16 protein-coding genes and 1 tRNA gene are annotated in these 20285 nt (G+C 64.8%); 5 read left to right on the top strand and 12 right to left on the bottom strand.

Annotation, left to right across the window (positions count from 1 at the left end; genetic code table 11):
* Positions 1-4: 4 nt before the first annotated feature.
* From BN60_RS26345 to tagH, 7 genes are read right to left on the bottom strand one after another with little or no spacing between them, the layout of a single operon-like run.
* Complete coding sequence (locus tag BN60_RS26345; RefSeq protein WP_020699184.1) at positions 5-826, bottom strand: PP2C family protein-serine/threonine phosphatase; 822 nt, start codon at positions 824-826, stop codon at positions 5-7.
* Complete coding sequence (gene tagF / locus BN60_RS26340) at positions 826-1422, bottom strand: type VI secretion system-associated protein TagF (protein ID WP_020699183.1); 597 nt, start codon at positions 1420-1422, stop codon at positions 826-828. The genes BN60_RS26345 and tagF overlap by 1 nt, the downstream gene beginning before the upstream one ends.
* A gap of 7 nt (positions 1423-1429) precedes the next feature.
* A complete protein-coding gene (tssM, locus tag BN60_RS26335; RefSeq protein ID WP_020699182.1) occupies positions 1430-4984 on the bottom strand; it encodes a type VI secretion system membrane subunit TssM in 3555 nt (1184 codons plus the stop codon).
* Positions 4985-4986: 2 nt separating this feature from the next.
* Entirely contained in the window at positions 4987-6375 is a 1389-nt protein-coding gene (gene tssL, locus BN60_RS26330) for a type VI secretion system protein TssL, long form (protein ID WP_020699181.1), read from the bottom strand.
* A gap of 21 nt (positions 6376-6396) precedes the next feature.
* Complete coding sequence (gene tssK, locus BN60_RS26325) at positions 6397-7725, bottom strand: type VI secretion system baseplate subunit TssK (RefSeq protein ID WP_020699180.1); 1329 nt, start codon at positions 7723-7725, stop codon at positions 6397-6399.
* The gene (tssJ, locus tag BN60_RS26320; protein ID WP_020699179.1) at positions 7722-8171 is read right to left on the bottom strand and encodes a type VI secretion system lipoprotein TssJ; all 450 of its coding nucleotides are present in this window, start codon (positions 8169-8171) and stop codon (positions 7722-7724) included. The genes tssK and tssJ overlap by 4 nt, the downstream gene beginning before the upstream one ends.
* On the bottom strand, positions 8171-9469 hold the full coding sequence (tagH, locus tag BN60_RS26315; RefSeq protein ID WP_020699178.1) for a type VI secretion system-associated FHA domain protein TagH: 1299 nt from the start codon (positions 9467-9469) through the stop codon (positions 8171-8173). Before tagH ends, tssJ begins: the two co-directional genes overlap by 1 nt.
* Before the next feature lie 311 nt (positions 9470-9780).
* Here tagH and BN60_RS26310 point away from each other — a divergent pair, with 311 nt between their 5' ends.
* Together BN60_RS26310 and BN60_RS26305 are read left to right on the top strand one after the other, a co-directional pair.
* Positions 9781-10536: a glycoside hydrolase family 73 protein gene (locus BN60_RS26310; protein WP_215905942.1), complete on the top strand. Its 756-nt coding sequence runs from the start codon at positions 9781-9783 to the stop codon at positions 10534-10536.
* A gap of 75 nt (positions 10537-10611) precedes the next feature.
* Positions 10612-11658 (top strand): OmpA family protein, encoded by a 1047-nt coding sequence (locus BN60_RS26305; RefSeq protein WP_083856293.1) that lies wholly within the window; start codon positions 10612-10614, stop codon positions 11656-11658.
* A gap of 60 nt (positions 11659-11718) precedes the next feature.
* Here BN60_RS26305 and BN60_RS26300 read toward each other — a convergent pair whose 3' ends face one another.
* Together BN60_RS26300 and BN60_RS26295 are read right to left on the bottom strand one after the other, a co-directional pair.
* Positions 11719-12513 (bottom strand): hypothetical protein, encoded by a 795-nt coding sequence (locus BN60_RS26300; RefSeq protein ID WP_020699175.1) that lies wholly within the window; start codon positions 12511-12513, stop codon positions 11719-11721.
* Positions 12514-12595: 82 nt separating this feature from the next.
* Complete coding sequence (locus BN60_RS26295) at positions 12596-13813, bottom strand: LLM class flavin-dependent oxidoreductase (RefSeq protein WP_020699174.1); 1218 nt, start codon at positions 13811-13813, stop codon at positions 12596-12598.
* A 179-nt stretch (positions 13814-13992) separates the two neighbouring features.
* Between BN60_RS26295 and BN60_RS26290 the strand changes: the two genes are divergently transcribed.
* The 3 genes from BN60_RS26290 to BN60_RS29280 all read left to right on the top strand — a co-directional run bounded on the left by BN60_RS26290 (position 13993) and on the right by BN60_RS29280 (position 18089).
* Positions 13993-15258 (top strand): acyl-CoA dehydrogenase family protein, encoded by a 1266-nt coding sequence (locus tag BN60_RS26290; RefSeq protein ID WP_020699173.1) that lies wholly within the window; start codon positions 13993-13995, stop codon positions 15256-15258.
* A 385-nt stretch (positions 15259-15643) separates the two neighbouring features.
* Positions 15644-16384, top strand: a complete 741-nt coding sequence (locus tag BN60_RS31550) for a hypothetical protein (RefSeq protein WP_245539843.1) — start codon at positions 15644-15646, stop codon at positions 16382-16384.
* Complete coding sequence (locus BN60_RS29280) at positions 16308-18089, top strand: HlyD family type I secretion periplasmic adaptor subunit (RefSeq protein WP_425357831.1); 1782 nt, start codon at positions 16308-16310, stop codon at positions 18087-18089. The genes BN60_RS31550 and BN60_RS29280 overlap by 77 nt, the downstream gene beginning before the upstream one ends.
* Positions 18090-18189: 100 nt before the next feature.
* On the opposite strand, the gene BN60_RS26275 is transcribed toward BN60_RS29280, so the two are convergent.
* The 3 genes from BN60_RS26275 to BN60_RS26265 all read right to left on the bottom strand — a co-directional run bounded on the left by BN60_RS26275 (position 18190) and on the right by BN60_RS26265 (position 20232).
* Positions 18190-18266, bottom strand: a tRNA-Arg gene (locus BN60_RS26275).
* 130 nt (positions 18267-18396) lie between these two features.
* A complete protein-coding gene (locus BN60_RS26270; protein WP_020699169.1) occupies positions 18397-19029 on the bottom strand; it encodes a hypothetical protein in 633 nt (210 codons plus the stop codon).
* Positions 19030-19281: 252 nt separating this feature from the next.
* Positions 19282-20232, bottom strand: coding sequence for a SphA family protein (locus BN60_RS26265; RefSeq protein WP_020699168.1), 951 nt, complete (start codon positions 20230-20232; stop codon positions 19282-19284).
* Between the last annotated feature and the right edge of the window lie 53 nt (positions 20233-20285).

Raw genomic sequence — 20285 nt, 5'->3', positions numbered from 1 at the left:
GACCTTACGCATCCTTCGGCATTGTCGGAATCGACGCATTCACCGTCGTGACGTCTATTGCCGCCCCTTCATCGGCGCCGAAGGCGATGGTGATTGCCGTGACATTGTCGTTCACCTTGGCTGTCAGAGCAGCCGCCACCAGGCGTTCCGCTCCGGAGTCGCCATCGCCGGAAAGCAGCTCCAGCAACCGCTCTTCCGGCAAGGTCTTGCACAGGCCATCGGTGCACAGGAGAAGCCGGTCTCCCACCTGGAGCTGGCCGGTGCGCTTCTCGAGTTCGAGGGGATCGCTGTCGGCTCCTACGGCGCGGGTGATGACGTTGGCATGTGGGTGACCGACTGCCTCCTTTTCCGTGATCGTCCCGCTCTCGACCAGCGCCTGAACCAGGCTGTGATCGCGCGTGATCCTGGTGAGGGAATGGCCGCGCAACAGATAGGCGCGCGAATCGCCTGCCCACAGGCAGGCGAAATGGTCGTCGCGCGCCAGGAGAACGACGACCGTCGTGGCCATCAGCACGTCGGCGCCGCGTTGCGAGGCCGCCTCGCGCAGGCGGGAATGCGCTTGTTCGAGGCGGGAGCGCACCTCGACGAGCATCTCGGCGGCCGAGAGTCCCGGCTCGATCGTCTGCAGGCTGCTGACGACCTCGGCCGAGGCAACCTCTCCCGACTCGTGGCCTCCCGCGCCATCTGCCACTGCCCAGAGACCGAGATCCGGCCGGTTGACGAAACCGTCCTCGTTCAGCCGATTCGCCGTACCGGCATGCGTGACTGCCGACGAAGAGAAGCTGCCGAACCGGGCCACGTCCTGATCGATCCTGGTGTCGGCCATTACGGAGCCCCCCAACCGTCATCCATGAGCGCGGCGAATCGGGCTCCCACGGGAAGCGCGGCGCCGGTTTCCAAACGAGCCGCGACGCGCGGGCCGCCCTCGGTCCACCAGGCTGCATACCCCGGAGCGAGGTCGACCGTCGGCGTCGATGAGTCCTCGGCGACAAGGGCGGCCTGGACACGCTGCCACAGCTCCGCCGGCTCGAGGTCGACTTCGAGCGCGTCCCGGCCAGCTTCTTCCGCTGCCGTCAGGAATGCCGTCATCACCCCCACGTACGGTGCCCAGTCACTGCGCGCCGTGGCGGCGATCGTGAGGGGATAGTAGCGGCCGACCTTGTCGACGCTGGGCAGCCAGAGACCAAGGATACCCTCTCCGCCGAGCAAGCCAGGCGGCAGGACGAAACGCCAGACCGGCGCCTCCAGCCACGCCGCGAGCCATTCCTCGCGAGGCCGGAGCTGCGTGGCCGCCAGGCCGCGCTGCCACCAGGCATCCCAGCCGTCCGTGAAATCGCGAGACAGCCCCTCGCGCACGAAGTCGCCACGCGACGGCAGCTTGCCGAAGAGGCCTGCACTCGCTTGGAGAGGCAGTGCCGCCACGGTGCACCTATTCTCGGACCGACGGGCAGCGGAAGTCCTGCAGGACGCCCGGCGCGAAGGGATTGAGGACCGAGGCAGCTCGGATCTCGAATGTCGCCTCCCGGTTGCCGAGCGTGAACGTCAGCGTGTAGCGCTCCGGTGAATCGGCCTGGCGCAGCGTGCCGCGACCGAACAAACGGAACATCGCCCAAGGCCCCGTCTCCGCCAACACGCCCGTGCCGCCGGGCGGCGGCGGATCGAAGACGAGCCGCACGTTCTGGATGCGGTTCGGCCCCGGCCAGGTGATCTGAGTCGAGCGCGACGGTCCATGGGCATAAGTGACCGATGTGCCGTCGAACTCCAGACTGACCCGGGATGCGCCGGGATCGAGCTGCAGGGGCGTCATGTCGAAGCGCACGGCGATGGTCGTGCTGCCCGGAGCGAAGAAGAGGTCGCGAATGACGGCCGCCCGCTGGAACTGCGCAATGTCCGCCGCCGAAACCGGCGCGGCCACGCCATCGGCCGATTGAGCCTTCCAGACCTTGCCCGTGGTATCGACATAGGGGCGCAGCTGCGTGTTGAAGAAGCCGTCGATCAGCCCGCCCGGTGCGAACAGCTTGGCGAAATCATCGAGCGGCGTTTCGAGAGAGCTGCCGGGCACGAACGGGAAGCGCCCGTTCACGGCCAACGGGCAGAGCGCTGCCGGCCCGCCGGCGCCGTTGTAGGCGGCAATCACCTGCTGACGGGCGCCGCCGCCGCGCAGGGCGGTACTCGAATCCGCCATCGCCTGAAGCCAGCGCGCCAATGGCGGCGGCTGGCGTTGTGCCTCGGCCCGCAGCGCCAGCGACGGATCGCCCAGGGTGGCGCCGGCAGGCGCCGCGCTACCGACGGGCGCCGCGGCGAGCTTGGCCAGTTGCTGTTGCAGGTCGTTGAGGAGCTTCAGGACCTGATCGATCGGCGCCCCGCCCGTGGACGCCACGAGCTCGCGCAGCTGCCGGTAACGTTCGTCGATCTCGTGGCCCGGCGGCAGCGGCGGCGCGGCGGCGCCTGATTGACCCGTCAAAAGCGAAGACAATGTCGACGACTTGCTCGTCGTCGTAGCAGCCGTCGCCGCCGACTGGACCTTGTTGGCGGCATCTGTCGCCGCCGCCGCCACGGCATTGGCAGGCTTAGGTGGTTCGGAGAGCGTGAGCTGGCGGGCAATGGAGGTCAGCACCTCCTTCATGGGCGACTGCGGCGAGGCCAGGATGTAAAGATCCTGGGCCGCTTGCGGCAGGCTGCGCAGCGGCACGATCTCCAGATCCTGCAGCAGCGCATCCCATGTCTTGGCGTAGTCGGCGAGGTAGAGCGCGACCACGGCGTTGGCGAGTTCCTTCTGCTGGGGTTCGTCCAGGGCCACCGGAGCGCCACGCCCCATCACCCAGTTCTCCGAGGCCACTTCGCGGGTCGCCGACGCCAGCGCCGGCAGCAGCACCTTGTGGAAGCCATCGACAGTAAAGAAGCCGGGGACACCATCGCTGAGCTTGCGCCCGGAGGCGCGCATGAACACGCGCCCTCCCGCCGTTCCCAGGGCGTCGCTGGGCTTCCAGGGCGGCAATGCCTGCGCCGCGGCGGACGGCTTGATGCGGGAGTAGACGCGCGCCGCCAGCGACACGCGGCTGAAGGCCGTGCGGGCCTGCGCGATCAGAGCATCGTCGAGCGGCACGGCCGGCAACGGCCTCGCCAGCAGAGCGTCGAGATGACCAATGAGGCCAGTCAGGACGGCGGCGTTATAGGCGCCGGCATAAGCCGCCTGCCAATCGTAGGTCATCCATTCCTTGACCAGCGCACGGTCGAGCGGCCCCTGCCCGCCCAGCATCAGGTAGACGCGGGTCGCCTCGTAGAGGAAATCGGGATGGGTGAAGTTACCGCGCATCTGGGCTTCCAGACGCCAGATCAGACGCGGCAGCAGTGCATAGCCCAGAGCATGCCGGTAGACCGTCTCGGCACCGGCGCGCAGCTTGGCCGCCTGCGACAGGTCGAAGCTCGCCAGGATGCCGCTGTTGCTGCCGGCTGCCTTCTCGAGGTTGCGGGCGGCATCCAGCAACGGAAGCAGCCGGGGCAGGTCGGAATCGTTGACCGGGCTGAACGTCGTTTCCTTGGCGATGCTCTCGTAGGAAGCCAAAGCTTGCGACATCGCGGCGATCTGGTTCTCGCCGTCCGAGCGATTGGCGATCAGCCATCCCGTGGCGCCCAGGGTTGCCAAGGCGATCAACGCATAGGAGGCGACGCGCATGGCGAGCCGCCGGGTGCGGGCGGCCGGCGGTTCGCTGACCAGCATCGCCTCGCCCAGGATGACCCTGGAGACGAGGCGCCCGAGGAAGTAGCCGCGCCCATGCTCGGGCTTCAGGCTGGCCGCGCGCCGCTGGTCGAGACCGAAGGCGCGGGCCATCAGCCCGGTCAGCCGGTCGATCGGCGTGCCTTCCTGGGTGCCCGAGGTGAAATACACGCCGCGCAGGAACGGCGCGGGATCGAGACGCGACCCGCCGAACGCTTCGGTCAGGAAAGCTTGCAGAGGCTGGGCGAGGCTGGCGACCTGCGCCGGGAAGCCCGCGATCAGAGCGCGGCGGTCCGGGCTCTGCTCGGCTTGAAGGCGGTCGAACAAGCGCTCGTTGAGACGGTCGACGAGGAGCTGAAGTTCCTCGGAGAACTGTCCGACCGGCCCCTGGTCGGTCTTCGTCAGCGGCAGCGTGGCGCCCCAGACTTGGCTGCGTTCGTCGCGATCGAGGTCGTCGAAGAACTCGGTGAAGCCTGCAATCAGGTCCGCCTTGGTGAAAAGTGCGTAGACCGGAATGCGGATGTGCAGCCGGCTCTCGAGTTCCTTGATCCGGAGACGGATCGCCCGGGCATGGGCAATACGTTCGTCGGCAGGCGCATTGGCGATCTCACCCAGCCCGATGCCCACGATCACGCCGTTCAACGGCTGACGCGGCCGCGTCCGGCGCAGCATGTCGAGGAACGCATCCCAGCCCGCGCGATCGACGGCGGCATTCGAGTCCTGGGTGGTATAGCGGCCGGCCGTGTCGATCAGCACGGCATTGTCTGTGAACCACCAGTCGCAGAGCCTCGTTCCGCCGATACCCGCCATCGGCCCCTGGCCCATCTCGGCGGCCAGCGGGAACTTCAGGCCGCTGTTCAGCAACGCCGTCGTCTTGCCCGCGCCGGGAGGCCCGATGATGACGTACCAGGGCTGCTCGTAGAGATAGCCGCGCGTGCCCCGCGCCTTCTTGAGCAGGGTGAGCGCCGTGGACATCCGCTCGCGCAGCGCCGCGGCCTCCTCGCTGGTGCCGTCGTCCACGGCCGCCGATGTCTGCTCGGCGACACTGCTTTCGAGCTTTCGCTCGCGTTGGCGGCGATAGAGGTCGATCAGCAGGTTCGACAAGCCCCAGACGAGGAGCAGGGCGAGTACGACGACCAGCCGTGGCAGCCAGCCTTCCAGCATCCCGAGCAGGGGGCCGAAGAACCAGACCAGCAGCGCAAGGACTGCGACGCCGACGAAGCTCAGCGACCATCGAGAGAAAATGACTCGGAGAAACGCTTGCATGGCTAGGTGCCTTGCCGGTTGAGCACGATTTCGATTCGCCTGTTGCGTTCACGCCCCTCGGGGGTTGCGTTCGACGCGATCGGATCGGCATCGGCGCGGCCTTCGGCCGTCAGGCGGGACTTGTCGCCGACGGTGGTGGCAATGATCGCACTGGCGGCCTGGGCACGCGCCGTGGAAAGCTGAAAGTTCGACGGGAAGGTAATCGTGCGGATGGGCTGGTCGTCGGTGTAACCGATCACCTGCACCGAGCCCGGCTCTTCCTTCAGGGCAAGCCCAATGCGATCCAGCAGCGGCTTGAAGCTGGGCTGCACAGCGGCGGCGCCCGACGCGAACATGCCGCGACCAGTGATCCGGATGAGCGGTTGACCGACCGTGCCGGTCACCTCGACGAGGCCCTGCTCAATCTCGGGCTGGAGGAATTTGCGCAGGCGATCCATCACCGTCGGTTCCGGCGGCGGCAAGGGCGTCGGCACCGGCTTTACCTCGACAATCGGCGTTCTGGTGATCGTCGGCATCTGCGTCGGCGGAGCATCGCGCAGACGCGCATAGATGCCATCGGACGCCGCGTTGAGGTCGATCGAGAACCAGGTGAACAAGGCCGCGACGATGCCCAGCCCCAGGCAGGCGGCCACCCAGACCGGCAGCCGCACCCGCGCCGGCCGGTAAGGCGCATCTATGCCCTTGGTATGAGGAGCGAGGTCGGGATCGGCGGACTTCTGCTGCCGGGAGATGACTGCGTAGGTTTCCTCGCGAATTCGATTGATGTCACCGATGCCGCGGCGCGAGAGGCGGTACTGGCCGACGAAGCCCAGCGACATGCACAGGTACATCAGCTTGATGACCGGCAGGAACTTGCCGGGGTTGTCGCACATCTGCTTCAGCACATCGAAGAAGCGCTCGCCGCTTCTAACTTCCTGGTGGAACGTCGAAACCAGGGAGCGTTCGTGCCAGCTCCCGCTATTGCCCCAGGGGGTATTCAGCACGACGTCGTCCAAGCTGGCGCACAGCGCATAGTGCGCCGGACGAAGCTGCTCCAGCGGCACGCCCTTGTCGCGGCACTCCTGCTCGAAGCGCTTGATCTGGCGCACGGTCCGCTCGCGCAGATCGCCGGACTCCGGCGGATTCGCCGTGTTGCGCAGCCGAGCCATGAGCTGAAGCAACGGCGCGGCGGCGGCAGCCAGCGCATCGTTGCCGACAAAGAGATTCTCCGTTCCCTCGGCCAGCAGCGGGGCTGCGGCCGCAGCAGGACGAGCAGCGCCCGGACGTTGCGGTGGTTCTCCGGCTGGCGATTCCGCAGCAGGCTGAGCCGGCGACGCGCGACGCTTGCCGGGGCTAGGACGAATCACCGTCCTATTGTCGTCATCTGGCTCGGCGAAGGGATTGTCGCTCATTTTCGCCTCACATCACCGCTGTCAGCCGCGGATCGCCCAGAGCTCGATGTTCAGGTTTGGGAAATCGCCGGAGACATGCACGGCGAAGCCGCCGGACGATTGCAGTTCCTTCCAGTGCGTCGAATTGCGGTCGAGCTCGAAGTAGGTCGCCCCCGCGTAAAATGGCAGTTGGCGCGGCGCCACCGGCAGCGGTCGCACGGCAATGCCGGGCAAAGCGACATTCACCAGTTCACGAATATGCTCGACCGCTCCGATCTTGACCTGCGAGGGGAACAGACGCCGCATGGTTTCCGTGGGGACATCGGCCTGTACCGCCAACACAAAGCTCGAGGACCGCAGAATGCCCCGGTCGACGATGGGGCCGACCTGGATGCCATAGGCCCGCTTCTGCAACGGAATCTGGATGGCCGTCTGCTCGATGACCGCGGAGAGCGAACGCCGGAGGTCCGCGACTACCGGCGCGAAACTGCGCTGCAGGTCGGCATGCCGATACGGCGGATACTCCGAGGGACGGCGAGTGGCCTCGGTGAAGGTGGCAAAGTCGCCGGCCATCTGGACCAGAGCGGCATAGAGGTCGACCGGATGCACGTTGCGGTCGCTGGCCCAGTGAGCCAGCAGCTTCTGCGCACGATTGACGGACTGCAGCAGGAGGAAGTCCGAAACATCGGCCACGCCGCGCGAGCCCGGCGCCGTGAGGCGCGCCGCCAGAGCCTCGCCGCGCTGGTTGAGCATTCCGGAAAGCTCGGCAAGCAGGCCCATCAAGGGCGGCGCGGCCGCGCAGGCCAGCGCCGGCGGTATCCATTGATCGTCCAGAATCACGCGACGGTCGGCGCCGACCTCGATCACGCGCGCCAGGCCAATGCCGTGATAACCGGCGCGATTGTCGGTCTCGAGCATGTAGCGAAGGCGCAGCCTGCCGACCTGAACCTCGGCCGGCTGCGGCGAGCCCGAGTGCGTATCGTAGGCCTCGAAAGGCCGCTGCTCGTAGCGGCCTTCGGTCGAACCGTCGCCGGAAACCTCGACTGCGCCGGCCTGGCGGATCGGCAATACGAGATAGACGATGGCGTTGCGCGTCGATTCGGGAAGGTCGAGAGGCGCGGGCTGGTCGGCGTCGCCCGGCAGCGCGAAAGGCGTGCCGTCCTCGAACACACCGCTGCCGCTGGCCAAGGCGAACTGGCCGGTAGTCAGGAGGTTCCGATTGATCGCACCATCCGTCAGCCCCCAGGCATGCGAACGCAGCGATGCCGTCCGGTCGCGCAGCATGGCCTCCAGCCAGCGATCCTGCTGCTGGAAGTGCTGCGCCCGAAGGAACATGCCTTCCAACCAGACAACACGATTCGACCAGGTCATGCCGTCTCCAGTTCGGACCTGTTGCTGCCGATGTTGAGCACCAGCCGGGTGAGACCGCTCGTGGCAATCGGCGCGATCGACCGCCATCGCGAGCGGTCGATGTCCTGAAACAGTACAGCAGCACCGATGAATCGCACATCGGCTTTGGGCGCCATGAGCACCTTGCGCACTTCGCCCGGCTTGACGACGATCTCCTCGACCCGCGAACCCTCGTCGCCGAGCGTCGCGCTTTCCTTGTCCATCAGGGCATAGGCATCGGCATTCAAGAACCGCGACCTTGCGTTCAAGGCATAGATGCGGACGGCGACAGACAGCGGCACCCCGGAGGAATTGCGATTGAGATCCGCGCCGGCCCTGATGGTGAGGTCCACGGCCGAAGGCGCCGGGGGGCCGCAATTGGCGACCAGCAGGAAGGCCGGGGTCGCGAGCAGCAATCGGCGGTTCATCAGGTTGATCCTTTCTCGGAGTCGAGCTTGTCGATCGCCTGCTCGTAGGCACGGGCGAAAGCTTTTCCGAACACGCTGTCGAAATCGTCCGAGAGAGCCTGAGTCACGCTTTTATGCTGCTGCACGAAGGCCTCCCATGCAGCGGCCTTCCTTTGCGCGGGATGGATGTGCAGCGGGCTGCTCGTGACCTTGCGCTCGACCGATTCGGGATCGAACTGGGCCAGCAGGACGCGCACGGCCGTCTGCATCGCCGAAATCGTTGCCAGTTCATGGATGCGAAGGTCGGCAAAAGCTTCGGCAATGGCGGCTTCCGGCGCCATGCTGCCGCGCCGCCCTTCGCCCAGAAGTGTGGCCAGCGCATCGTCGTCGTCGAGCGAGAACTTGAGCGGGTTGTTGCCCGTCGGACGGATCATCGTCTGTTCGATGCGGAACTCGTCCTTGATGCTGGCACGTGCGATCAGCGTGTGCCGCAGTCCGGTCACGGTCGCCCGTAGGGCCGCCCCGATGCGCTCCAGCGTCTTCTCAGGGTCGGTCAGGCTTCCTTCGGGGAGACCGACACCGCGCAGGAAGGCCGCCGCCAGCCGCGCATCGTCGGTCGGTCGGGCCACCGGTGGTTCGGGCCTGGGCGGAGGCGGCGGGGCCTCGTCCTTCGGCCGTCGCTCCTTTGGTGCCGGCGCGGGAGCATTCGAGACGGCGGATTGCGGACGCCTGGTGGCGGGTGCCTCGACATCCCAGTCGTCGGGGATGATCGCGACCGGCGGCATCCGAAAGGCACTTTCCAGGGCCGGGGCGTGATCCGGCTGCGTCGGCACCCCCGAGAATGGCTCTGCGCCGTCGCGCAGAGGATCGAAATCCGGCGGCAGAAGGGGGGAAACAGGAGCATCCAGGAAGGAGTCGGAGCTGGCCGGCCGAACGTCGTCGTCTTCCTCATGGAACGAACGGTCGGCGGGCGGCCTCAGGGGGCCGCTGGCGGCCTCTTCCTCCTCATCGATCGTGATCTCGATCTCGTACAGGCCGAACTTGATCCGGTCGCCGCTGCGCAGCTTCTGAACAGCACCTCGTCCTACGGGTTCGCTGGCCTGATTGAGGAAGGTACCGTTGGTGCTGAGGTCATGGAGCGACCACTCGCCACCGCCATAGACCAGCAGGCAATGCTTCTTCGACAAATGCCGGTCAGGATCGGCGATGACCCATTCGTTGTCCTGGCCTCTGCCAATGGAGAATTCGCCGCCGCGGACCTCGCGTCGCTGAGGCGCCACGTTGTCGGGACACCGGATCATGGCAAGCTTCAGGGTCACGTGCGCGCGTACTCCTGACGTCACTGCAAAATACTAGTCGTGGAACCTGCACGCGGGCAATCGTAATTGGCCCGAATGGCCGTTCCGCCATGCTTCTCCGACTTCGGCCTCCCACCTCTGCAAGCTGTATACTTCACATGCGAAACTACCGCGCGGACAAGCCGCCGACACGCGAAGAGGATGCCCCCTCTCTGCCGTTCACGATTCGGATTGAGAGTTGACGACCTATGCCGGCGCCGCCAAGCTTGTGCGAAGTCACCCGACGTTCGAAAGAATTTGTCGCCATGTGCCTTGTCCCGTCGCAGACCATCTTGAGCACGGACGAGGTGGGAAGCGTCGCTCCCCCCATCTTCACATCCGTGGGGTTGGACGCCGTAAACGGTCCGGGTGATGTTTTCGTCATCCAATCGCTGCTCAACAAACGACTGCCCAAGCCGCATACCGAGGTTCCCGTCACCGGCAACATGGACCCGGGCACGATCCTGGCGATCAAAGCCTTCCAGGCGGTCATGATGAACATGAACCCGCCGACCGGACATGTGGCGCCCGGCAGCCCGACCTACTACGCCCTGGCTGCCCGCCCCCTGGTGACGAAGGAGAAGCCGCCGCAGACCCGCTATGGGCACGTCGGAATCGTGCCGCCAGATGTGATCGAGGCCGCCAAGCTGTCGCAGCGTCGGTTCGGGATCCCGGCCTCGATCACTCTGGCGCAATGGATCGTCGAGAGCGCCTGGGGTTCGGCCATGCCGCCCGACAGCAACAACCCGTTCGGCATCAAGGCGCTCGACAACCAGCCAGCGGTCGAAAGCGAGACGCGGGAAGTGATCGACGGCAAGGTCGTGACGATCATCGCCAAGTTCCGGCGTTTCGCGAACCTGTCGGAAGCCTTTGAATTACATGGAAAATTGCTGTCGACCGGCTCTCCCTATCGGTCGGCGATGCAGGTCGTCGCCAACCCTGAGGCCTTCGCGGATGCGCTCACGGGCGTTTACGCAACCGACCCGCAATACGGAACCACCCTCAAGTGGGTGATGGAGAACTACAAGCTGAGACAACACGATAGTTGAGCTGCAATTCACTACGCCTGCTACAGATAATAAGCCCTGCATGTGGCCTTTTGGTCACACCAGAAAGGAGCTCGAATGAGGGGCCGGGAGAGAGGGAAGCCAAACTCTCGCGGCCCGTGTAGAGTGTTTCTAGACAGCGTCGCAGGGGGAGCTTGGCCGATGAAGAAGGCAGTATCCATCATAGCAGCAGCTATCCTGTTGCCCTCCGTTGGGCAGGCCCAAGAAATCAATCCATTGCCCGGCTTGTATGTCGGTGCCGGCGGCGGTCTCGCCTGGTTCCTCAACACATCGACCAGCATCGGCGGATCCATCACCAGTTCGACCGGCTGGGGCGTCGGCGGCTTGATCGGCTACGACTTCGTCGGTCCGCGCATCGAACTAGAGGTGGCTTACGGCCGAGTGCCGATTACCGCCAGCACCCCGCTCGCCAATTTCACCGGCACCGCCGGTCAGCTGCAGATCATGGGCAAGGTGCTCTACGACTTCTTCCCCGCTTCGGCCTTCACACCGTATGTCGGCGCCGGCGCCGGTATTGGCTTCGTCGACAGCAACACGGCGCTCGGCTCGACGGTGTTCGCCTATCAGGGCATTGTCGGCCTCGGCTGGAACGTCGACAGCCAGTGGCGTATCGCGCTCGAAGGCCGCTACATCGGCACGACGAATCCATCGGTCAGTATCGGCGGCACGAACGTGACCTACAGCAACAACAACTTCGCCACCATCCTCGGCGCGCAGTACAAGTTCGCCCCTCCGGCCGCTGCTCCGCCGCCGCCGTCGGCGGCCCCTGTCGCGCCGCCCTCCTTCATGGTGTTCTTCGACTGGGACAGCTCGCGCCTGTCGCAAGCCTCGTTGAACGTCGTCAAGCAGGCGGCCGATGCCTACAGAGCCAAGGGCAATGCGCGCATCACGGCAACGGGCCACACCGATACGTCGGGCTCGGATCAGTACAACATGGCGCTGTCGCTGCGCCGCGCCAACGCAGTGAAGGACGCTCTCATCCGCAACGGCGTGCCGGCAACGGCGATCGCGGTGATCGGCCGTGGCGAACAGGGCCTGCTGGTCCAGACCGGCGACAATGTCCGCGAGCCGCAGAACCGAAGGGTCGAGATCGTCGTTCAGTAAAGCTGACGACAGAATCAAAGAAGAAGGGCGGCCTCTCGCGGGCCGCTTTTTCTTTGCCCGCTAGGCTATCTTGACGATGTACATGCGGCCGATATTGGATTTCTCGTTGGCGCGGATGTGGGCCTGGATATCCTTGATGAGCTGCGGCTCGAACATGCTGAGCGCTGCCTTGTTGGAATAGGCCGGTGTGTTCGGATCGACGATGAAGATGCAGCCGTTCGTCGCCTCCTGCTTGTGCAGGTCCACCCTCACCGACCCTTTGGCATACCAGCCGAGACTGTCGTCGATCCTGAGGCCGTAATAAGCGATGCCGAAGTTCGTGTTGCGATAGATTGACACCGGCCGGTCGTCCCACGCGTCGTAGACCTTGTTGGCCGTGGGCTCGGTCCACATGTGCGGATGCCTGCGGCTCGGATCGACGATGGAAATCGGGCGCTGCAGCAGAGCGGAGCCGATCAGCTTGCCGGTCCGGTCGAACACCGCCAGCAGGTCATTATTGTCGAAGACCATGGTCGTGCCGGCCGAGCCGCTGGTCGTCGTGCCGCCGCCGACCATCAGCCGGCTGGCATCCTTTCCGAAGTAGTAGGGATCGAGGAATCCTTCGCCGCCACCCTTGATCATATAGAACTGCAGGCCCTTCGCGCCGCTCTGGACCGTGCGCCGGCCCATCGAAGCCTTGGCGATGAGCTCCTTGAGGTAGGCTTCGTTCTTCATGTCGATCTTGGCGAGGTTCGCAAGGTCGCCGTCGACGATCTCCTCGTCGATCCGGAACTTCGCACTCGCTTCGGCAGCGGTCGAATAGGTGTGGGTCGTTATCAGTGCGCCCTTTGCGAGAACCGTATTGGGTCCAGCCATGTCGGTTATCCTTTCGGCCGACGTATTGACAGACGATACGCTGACGCCACGCGCGGCCTGCAGGTGAAGGCCGCCTCTCCGACTACTCGGCCGCCTGCGCCTTGGACGTGGCCGGCGAGATGTTCTTCATGGTGCCGCCATACCTGTCGGCAAAGGCGGAAGTGTCGATCTCGTCGAGCGCTATCTCCCGGTTCAATACCCGCTCCTTCCACTTCAGGAGCTGTGGATGCGCGGCATGGAACTCCGGCATCACTTCCGTCGCGAAGAGTTCGAGCGATTCGCAGATATGTTCGTGCGTGTTGCGGCCGGCCTGGTTGAGCAGCACGACCTGGTCGATGTTCGAGGCCTGGAACTTGCGCAGCTTGCGCCGGATGGTCTCGGGCGAGCCGATCAGGCCGCCGCGCAGCGCCGCGGCATGCGCTTCGGGATTGGCCTTCTTCCACTTGTTGTACTCGTCCCACATGTTGACCGTACCGGCCGGCGGCCGGGCCCGGCCAGCCGACTGGCCGTAGAAGCGCAGGGCGAACTGGAAGAAAGTGCACCCGTCGGCACGCTCGCGTGCTTCTTCATCCGTCTTGGCGCACATGAAAAATGAGACAAGAGCAATATTGGGGTTCGTCCGGTAGTCGGCGAGCTTCTTCTGACGCTTCACGAAGGCGTTGTAATAGGCGTGGACCCAGGCATGCGCGGCATCGGCCGACACGAACTGAAAGCCCAGCGCGCCGAACCCCCATTCGCCGCACTTGGCCAGGGTTTCAAGCTGGGAGCAGGCGACCCAGAGCGGCGGGTGCGGCTTCTGCAGCGGCTTGGGCATCACATGGCGCAGCGGCATGTTGAAGTACTTGCCGCGATGCTCGCTCGGGCCGTCCTTGAACATGGGGATGATCGCGCGCACCGCTTCCTCGAAGACTTCGCGCTTGTTCTCCATGGTGACGCCGAACGGCTCCAGTTCGGTGATGGAGGCGCTTTCGCCCATGCCGAACTCGCAGCGGCCGCTGGACAGCAGGTCGAGCGTGGCGACTCTTTCGGCGACGCGGGCGGGATGGTTGGTCGTCAGCTGGTAGATGCCGTGGCCGAGGCGGATCTTCTTGGTGCGCTGGCTGGCGGCCGCGAGAAAGGACTCGGGCGACGGCGAGTGGGAATATTCCTCGAGGAAGTGGTGCTCGACCTGCCAGGCATGGTCGTAGCCCAGGCGGTCGGCCAGTTCGAGCTGCTCCAGGGCGTTGAGGTAGAGCCTGTGCTCGTCGCCGTCGTTCCAGGGCCGCGGCAACTGCAGTTCATAGAAGATACCGAACTTCATGAAAGCGTTCCTCCGGTTTGACTGACAGCATGAGGCCTGAGCGCGCCGGAGCAAGGGGGCCGGCCGCCTGCCTTTCGCAGCCAGAAATTGCCGGGGCGCGTCCCGGCGGCGCGAGGATTGACCTGTCAAAGGAGGTCTATAGGGATGGTTGGGCAACACAGTGAACAGAGGAAGTCCCCATGCAACCGAAGCCCGCCCCGGCTCCCCGCCCCGATCTCGATGCCGAGCTGAACAACCTCGCGATGTCTAAGGCGGCCAAGCCGCTGTTCGACGCCGTGAAGAAGCACATCGACGAGAACGTGGCCCCGATGTCCGAAGAGTTCTTCCGGCTGGGTGAAGGCCGCAAGGATCCGTGGAGCTGGGCGCCGGGCCAGCTCGAACTGCTGGAGGTCGCCAAGAACAAGGCAAAGGCCTCGGGCCTGTGGAACTTCTTCCTGCCCAACTCGGAGATCGGGCAGGGCCTGACCAACCTCGACTATGCCTATATCGCCGCGGAACTCGGCAAGCAGCCGCTGGCCTCGGAAACGCTGAACTGCTCCGCACCGGACACCGGCAACATGGAGGTCCTCGAGCGGGTCGGCACGGCCGAGCAGAAAGAGAAGTGGCTGAAGCCGCTGCTGAACGGCGAGATCCGCTCGGCCTATGCGATGACCGAGCCGGGCGTCGCCTCTTCCGATGCCAAGAACGTCGCCACGCGCGCCGAGCTGGTCGGCGGCGAATGGGTGATCAACGGCGAGAAGTACTACATCTCCGGCGCCGGCGATCCGCGCTGCAAGATCATGATCGTCATGGTCAAGACCAGCCCCGATGCCTCGCCGCAGTTCCAGCAGTCGCAGATCCTGGTGCCCATGGACACGCCGGGCGTGCGCATCCTGGGACCGATGCAGGTCTTCGGACACGATCACGCGCCACGCGGCCACATGCATCTCAAGTTCGAGAACGTCCGCGTGCCTGAGTCGAACATCCTGCTGGGCGAGGGCCGCGGTTTCGAGATCTCGCAGGTGCGCCTCGGCCCGGGCCGCATCCATCACTGCATGCGCTCGATCGGCCAGGCCGAGAAGGCGCTCGATCTGCTGGTCAAGCGCGGCTCCAACCGCACGGCATTCGGAAAGCAGCTCATCCAACTCGGCAAGAATCTCGAAACGGTGTCACGCGCCCGCATCGAAATCGAGGCGATGCGCTTGATGGTGCTGAAGGCCGCCAAGGCGATGGACGTGCTGGGCAACCGCGAAGCGCGCGTGTGGGTCAGCATGGTCAAGGCGATGGTGCCAGAGCGGGTGTGCCAGATCATCGACCAGGCTATCCAGATCCACGGCGCGACCGGCATCTCGCAATGGACGCCGCTCGCCGACATGTACACCAACCAGCGGCATCTCCGCTTCGCCGACGGCCCCGACGAGGTGCATCACATGGTGGTGGGACGCGCCGAGCTGAGCCGCCACTGAGCAATCAGAGCCGAAGGCAATGGGCGCGACGGCATCTGCCGTCGCGCGACGAACCACCGGCCGCCATTGCCTGACACCTCGAAGCGGGTGTCATGAACTGACATCCGAACATTCGCCGGGCGGTGTCGCGGGAAACGTCTCCGGTCCCGAACGACCCATCGTGCCTGGAATCGGACTTCCGGGGCGGCATGACAGCCCGTATGGCGACCCGCCGTCGCGATCGCGCTGGCATCTCTGCAAAATGCAAATCCCGCCAAGGGAGGCGCATCGGACATTTGCATTTTGCAACGGATCGCGCCGGCATACCCCAACATCTGGGAACGACACGAACTATGGCCCAGATATAGGGCCCTTTCGTGTGGCGTCGGATTTGCAGACCGGGAGTATGATCTCCCTGCTGAGAGGCCTCATCGTGACGGACCCATCCTCCCATTCCACGACTCCGCCGGCTCGACTGAAGCTGAGCCGGCGCGGCTGGTCGGTGATTCTGGCCGGGCTGTTGATGGTCGTGTTCGCGACGGTCGGATCGATCCTGATGCCGTGGCAGGCGCGCGAGACGGTGCTCGAGGAATGGAAGGTCAACCTCTCCAACATGTCGATTACGCTGGCCGAGTCGACCAACCAGACGATGAAAGCCGCCGACCTGGTGCTGAAGAGCATCACCGACCGGGTCGAGGAAGCCGATATCGCCAACGACGACGAGCTGCGCCGCGAGATGGGGACCCACGAGATCTACGACATGCTGCGCAACAAGGCGAGCAGCGTGCCGCAGATCGATGTCGCCACCATCGTCGCGCGCAATGGCGACATCATCAACTTCACGCGCTCCTATCCGCCCCCCCAAGATCAACCTCGCCGACCGCGACTACTTCAAGGCCCACATGGCCGACCCGGCACTCGACGTCTTCCTGAGCGTCCCGGTCAGAAACCGTGGCACCAGGACCTGGACCTTCTACCTGGCGCGCAAGATCAAAGGCCGGTCCGGCGAGACGCTGGGCCTGGTGCTGACCGGCATCGAAAGCACCTTCTTCCAGGATTTCTTCAAGGCGGTGAACATCGGCGACAACAGCGCGATATCGCTGTTCCGCAAGGACGGCGTTCTGCTCGCCCGTTACCCCATCCGTGATCAGCTCATCGGCACCTCCTTCCACGAGCAAGCAGTATTCCGCGACATTATCGGGCGCGGCAGCGACGCCGGCGCCGTCGTCACGACCAGCCCGCGGCTGGCCGACAGCTGGACAAACGAGATGCGCATCGTCGCACCGCGTGCTCTCAAAGACTATCCACTGGTCGTCAACGTCACCGCAACCGAAGGGCTGATCCTCGAGCTGTGGTACGGCACGGCATGGTTCGTCGGCTCGGGTACCGTGGTACTCGCCCTGCTGCTGATCGGCCTGACGGCCTGGATCGCTACTCTGCTAACGCGGCAGGAATCCACCATGGCCGATCTGCGGCGTGCGCGTGCCGATGCCGAGAGCGCCACGCACGCCAAGACCGAGTTTCTGGCGATGATGAGCCACGAGATCCGCACGCCGATGAACGCCGTGATCGGCATGTCGAGCCTGCTGGCCGAGACCCGGCTCGAACCAGTGCGGCGGCGCTACGTGCGCATCATCGAGGACTCGGCTGGGCACCTGCTCGGGATCATCAACGACATCCTCGACCTGTCGCAGATCGAAGCCGGTCGCATGACCGTCGAAAGAGCCGACTTCGACCTTCGAGCCGTGGCCGAGAGCGCCATCGACATCGCCCGCGGCCTGCCCGATGCAGACCGGCTGGAGATCGCCATGGCGATCGCCGGCAACATACCGTCAGTCGTATCGGGTGCTCCCGATCGGCTGAACCAGCTCCTGCTCAACCTGCTCAGCAACGCGGTCAAGTACCCTGAGCGCGGCGCCGTTACCTTGTCGGCCACCATCCTGCTCGCTTCCGAGCGCCACCTGTTCGAGTCCCGGCGCGACGCGCGCGCCGGCCAGAAGGCGCAGCTCGAAGAACGTATCGCGCAGCTTGAGCAGGAGATCGGCGGTCTTGGCCAGCAGAAGGAGGCGAAAGCGCGCGAGCTGGGCTTCGTCGGCCGCGAGCTCGAAGGCTCCAAGGTGCTGTGGGAGAAGAATCTCTATCCGGTGACGAAGTTCACGGCGATCCAGCGCGACGCGGCGCGCCTGGCCGGTGAGGAAGGCCAGCTTGTCGCCCAGGCCGCACAGGCACGAGGCCGCATCGCCGAGATCCGCTTGCAGGTCGACCAGATCGACCAGGACCTGAGGGCCGAGACCATGCGCGAGCTGCGCGAGTTGCAGGCCAAGCTGGCCGAGCTCACCGAGCGGCGCATCGCCGCCGACGACCAGCTCCGTCGTGTCGAGCTGCGTGCGCCGCAGTCCGGTGTCGTGAACCAGCTCACCGCCCATACCGTGGGCGGCGTGATCGCGGCCGGCGAGACCCTGATGGAGATCGTGCCGCAGGACGACGAGCTGGTGATCGAGGCACGACTGGCGGCGAACGACATCGATGCGGTACATGCCGGGCAGACGGCCCTCGTACGTTTTCCCGCCTTCAACCAGCGTACTACGCCCGAGGTCGAAGGCACGGTGCAGCGCGTCTCTGCGGACGTTGTGCGCGATTCCCAACCACGCTCGCAAGCATCGCCGCCTGCCCAGGATTACTACGTCGTGCGCATCACGCTGTCCGGCGAGAGCCGGGCCAAGCTCGGCAAACTCGCACTGCTGCCCGACATGCCGGCCGAGGTCCATCTCGGAACCGGCGACCGCACGATCCTGTCCTATCTGGTCAAGCCGTTGCGCGACCAACTCGCGATGACATTCAAGGAGCGGTGACGGAAACAGTTTCCCTCGAAAGGCTCGGTCCGGCGATCGCACTGTGACGGGAGCGCGCGTAGACTTGGCGCTTCTCGGCGTTCGATGTCCTGAATTGAAATGGCGTCCCCGAGAGGATTCGAACCTCCGACCTCCGGTTTAGGAAACCGCTGCTCTATCCAGCTGAGCTACGGGGACGTGGACGGCCCTATAGCAGAACGTCTGGATGCTGTCTGCAATTGGCATTTGCCGGCGAACAGAGGGTCGCTGCGGAAAATTGCACGCTTGACGACCGAACAGAGGTCCGGCACGGCAGTGCCAGAACGGCTCAAGGACTTGGCGGATCGATCCTGATAGATGGATCGAACCTGTAGACCATCTCCGCATGCATTCTCGTGCCCGTGACATCAGCCAGGCTTTGCCCGCCAATGGGCAGGCGGGTCACGGGATCGAAGTAGGCCGTGATCCGCGTCGTTTGCGGCCCTCTCGGGTTGGTGGCCGCGCCAATGCTGTAGACGAAAGTCAGATAGGGCATGCCGTCGATAGTCCGCACGCCCTGGCATTGCAGGTCGCTCTGGCCTTTGACGGCGAAGTAGCCGCTGAGCGGCGCATCCTCCAGCAGGTCCGCCATCTTCTCCTTGGTCACCTCGACCCAGGGTCCTCCGGCATTCGCCCACCCCTTGCCGTTGCCGATCACGACCACTTCGGCCGAGCGTGTCCGGATGCGGAAGGACTGAGGAGGCACGACCTGGATGGCATGGACGGCCTGTGCCGCCTGGCCGCCTCGATGCGTGTCGCCCGGATACGTGATCGACAGCGTCGTCGCGATCTCGTAGGGGCCGGCCGTCTCCTTGATTCGGTTGACGTCGCCGAACTCAGCAGCGCAGTCGGCCCGAGCAATGGCAGTACTCGCCAGAACCATGCTGCCGGCCAGGACCAGTTCAATACCTGTGCGAAGCATCGGTCCTCCTCACTCGATCGTGCGGATCTCCCGTGACGCCCCTATTCCATCGATGAATACAAGCAGCCCGCCCTTTCAAGAGAGACCATGAAATTCAGGTCCCCAGCGCGGCTCGCTTCAACGCCAACCGTGACTCTCTTCGCCGGCGAAGTCGAGCCGCATGATCAGGGTGTCTCAGTCGCGCTGATTGTCGCCAAGGATTGCGAATGCAAGGATTGCGAAGGCAGGGCGAAACATGCCGATCCTCCCTGATCAAAAGCGATACGAGATCGCCACCTGGCCCCAGTCGCCGTTCAGTCTATTGGTGTTGCTTATGTCGTGCAGCCATTTCAACACGATGGCCGCACGTCCCTTCAGCGCCTCCGGCGTCCACAGGATTGCCGGACCCAGGCCGAAAGACTCGCCCATGAATGGTCCCAATACCGCACCGGTGCCACTGTCAGCGTCGATCTGCTTGTACCAGTAGCCCTGCATACCGATTGCAAAGGTGGGAGACAGAAACTGGTTGACCATGAAATCGAGGTGAAACTCGTTGCCTGACTTGTAGTCGGTCGCCGGGTTGGTGGTGTTGATCATGATGCCCGGCAGCACCGTCAGCTCGGTGCCGGTCGCCTTGTGAAACCAAGTGATGCCGAGTTGGGTGTCGAAGGCCCAATAGTTACGCCCGACATTGATCAGCGAATCGACATTGTAGCGGCCCGTCGGCGCGACCACGAATTGCGCCAGCTTCACGTGGATTTCACCGAAGCTCCAATAGAACGCAAACGGCGTCAGTAACATGTCGCCAAAGCCCGTGTCAGACGCTGTATTGGAAAGAGAGCCGAACAGGCGTGTGTCGAGCGAGACGTTCATGCTCGCCGTAGCGACCACGGGGGCCGCGGTAGCGATCTGCAGGCGACCACCGAGAATTTTCGGCTCGAAGGCATAGGAGCCGGCGACAAATTCATAAAGCGCAAAGGCTGAGAGCCCGAAAGTGGCACGACCGCGGAGGACCGCACGCTGGGCCTGCCCGCCGAACATCAAGGTCTGGCTGGCAACCGAGAAGCCCGGTTCTGGCGGCACCGCGGTCAGGAACGAACCGAAGCCACCGGCAAAGTAGTAACTCGCCGCCCCCTCGGTCGCCTTTGCATCAGACGCGGACAAGCCGGCCGCGCCGGCTGCGAAGCAAGCTAGTGCACGGGCGAAAGGACGGCATATCGTCATACCGAGCCTCCAGGAATGAAATCTGCACTGCCCTTACGCTACGCCTCCCCCCT

Source organism: Reyranella massiliensis 521, assembly GCF_000312425.1.
Lineage (GTDB): Bacteria > Pseudomonadota > Alphaproteobacteria > Reyranellales > Reyranellaceae > Reyranella > Reyranella massiliensis.
The sequence above is the reverse complement of the archived record's forward strand: the minus strand, read 5'-3'. Positions and strand labels throughout refer to the sequence as shown.

Excerpts from the sequence above, each read along its gene's own strand:
- BN60_RS26265 (WP_020699168.1), bottom strand. The coding sequence starts at position 20,232 with ATGACGATATGCCGTCCTTTCGCCCGTGCACTAGCTTGCTTCGCAGCC.
- tssK (WP_020699180.1), bottom strand. The coding sequence starts at position 7,725 with ATGACCTGGTCGAATCGTGTTGTCTGGTTGGAAGGCATGTTCCTTCGG.
- BN60_RS26295 (WP_020699174.1), bottom strand. The coding sequence starts at position 13,813 with ATGAAGTTCGGTATCTTCTATGAACTGCAGTTGCCGCGGCCCTGGAAC.
- BN60_RS26270 (WP_020699169.1), bottom strand. The coding sequence starts at position 19,029 with ATGCTTCGCACAGGTATTGAACTGGTCCTGGCCGGCAGCATGGTTCTG.
- BN60_RS26300 (WP_020699175.1), bottom strand. The coding sequence starts at position 12,513 with ATGGCTGGACCCAATACGGTTCTCGCAAAGGGCGCACTGATAACGACC.
- tssL (WP_020699181.1), bottom strand. The coding sequence starts at position 6,375 with ATGAGCGACAATCCCTTCGCCGAGCCAGATGACGACAATAGGACGGTG.
- BN60_RS31550 (WP_245539843.1), top strand. The coding sequence starts at position 15,644 with ATGATCTCCCTGCTGAGAGGCCTCATCGTGACGGACCCATCCTCCCAT.
- BN60_RS26345 (WP_020699184.1), bottom strand. The coding sequence starts at position 826 with ATGGCCGACACCAGGATCGATCAGGACGTGGCCCGGTTCGGCAGCTTC.
- tssM (WP_020699182.1), bottom strand. The coding sequence starts at position 4,984 with ATGCAAGCGTTTCTCCGAGTCATTTTCTCTCGATGGTCGCTGAGCTTC.
- BN60_RS26290 (WP_020699173.1), top strand. The coding sequence starts at position 13,993 with ATGCAACCGAAGCCCGCCCCGGCTCCCCGCCCCGATCTCGATGCCGAG.
- tssJ (WP_020699179.1), bottom strand. The coding sequence starts at position 8,171 with ATGAACCGCCGATTGCTGCTCGCGACCCCGGCCTTCCTGCTGGTCGCC.
- BN60_RS26305 (WP_083856293.1), top strand. The coding sequence starts at position 10,612 with ATGAGGGGCCGGGAGAGAGGGAAGCCAAACTCTCGCGGCCCGTGTAGA.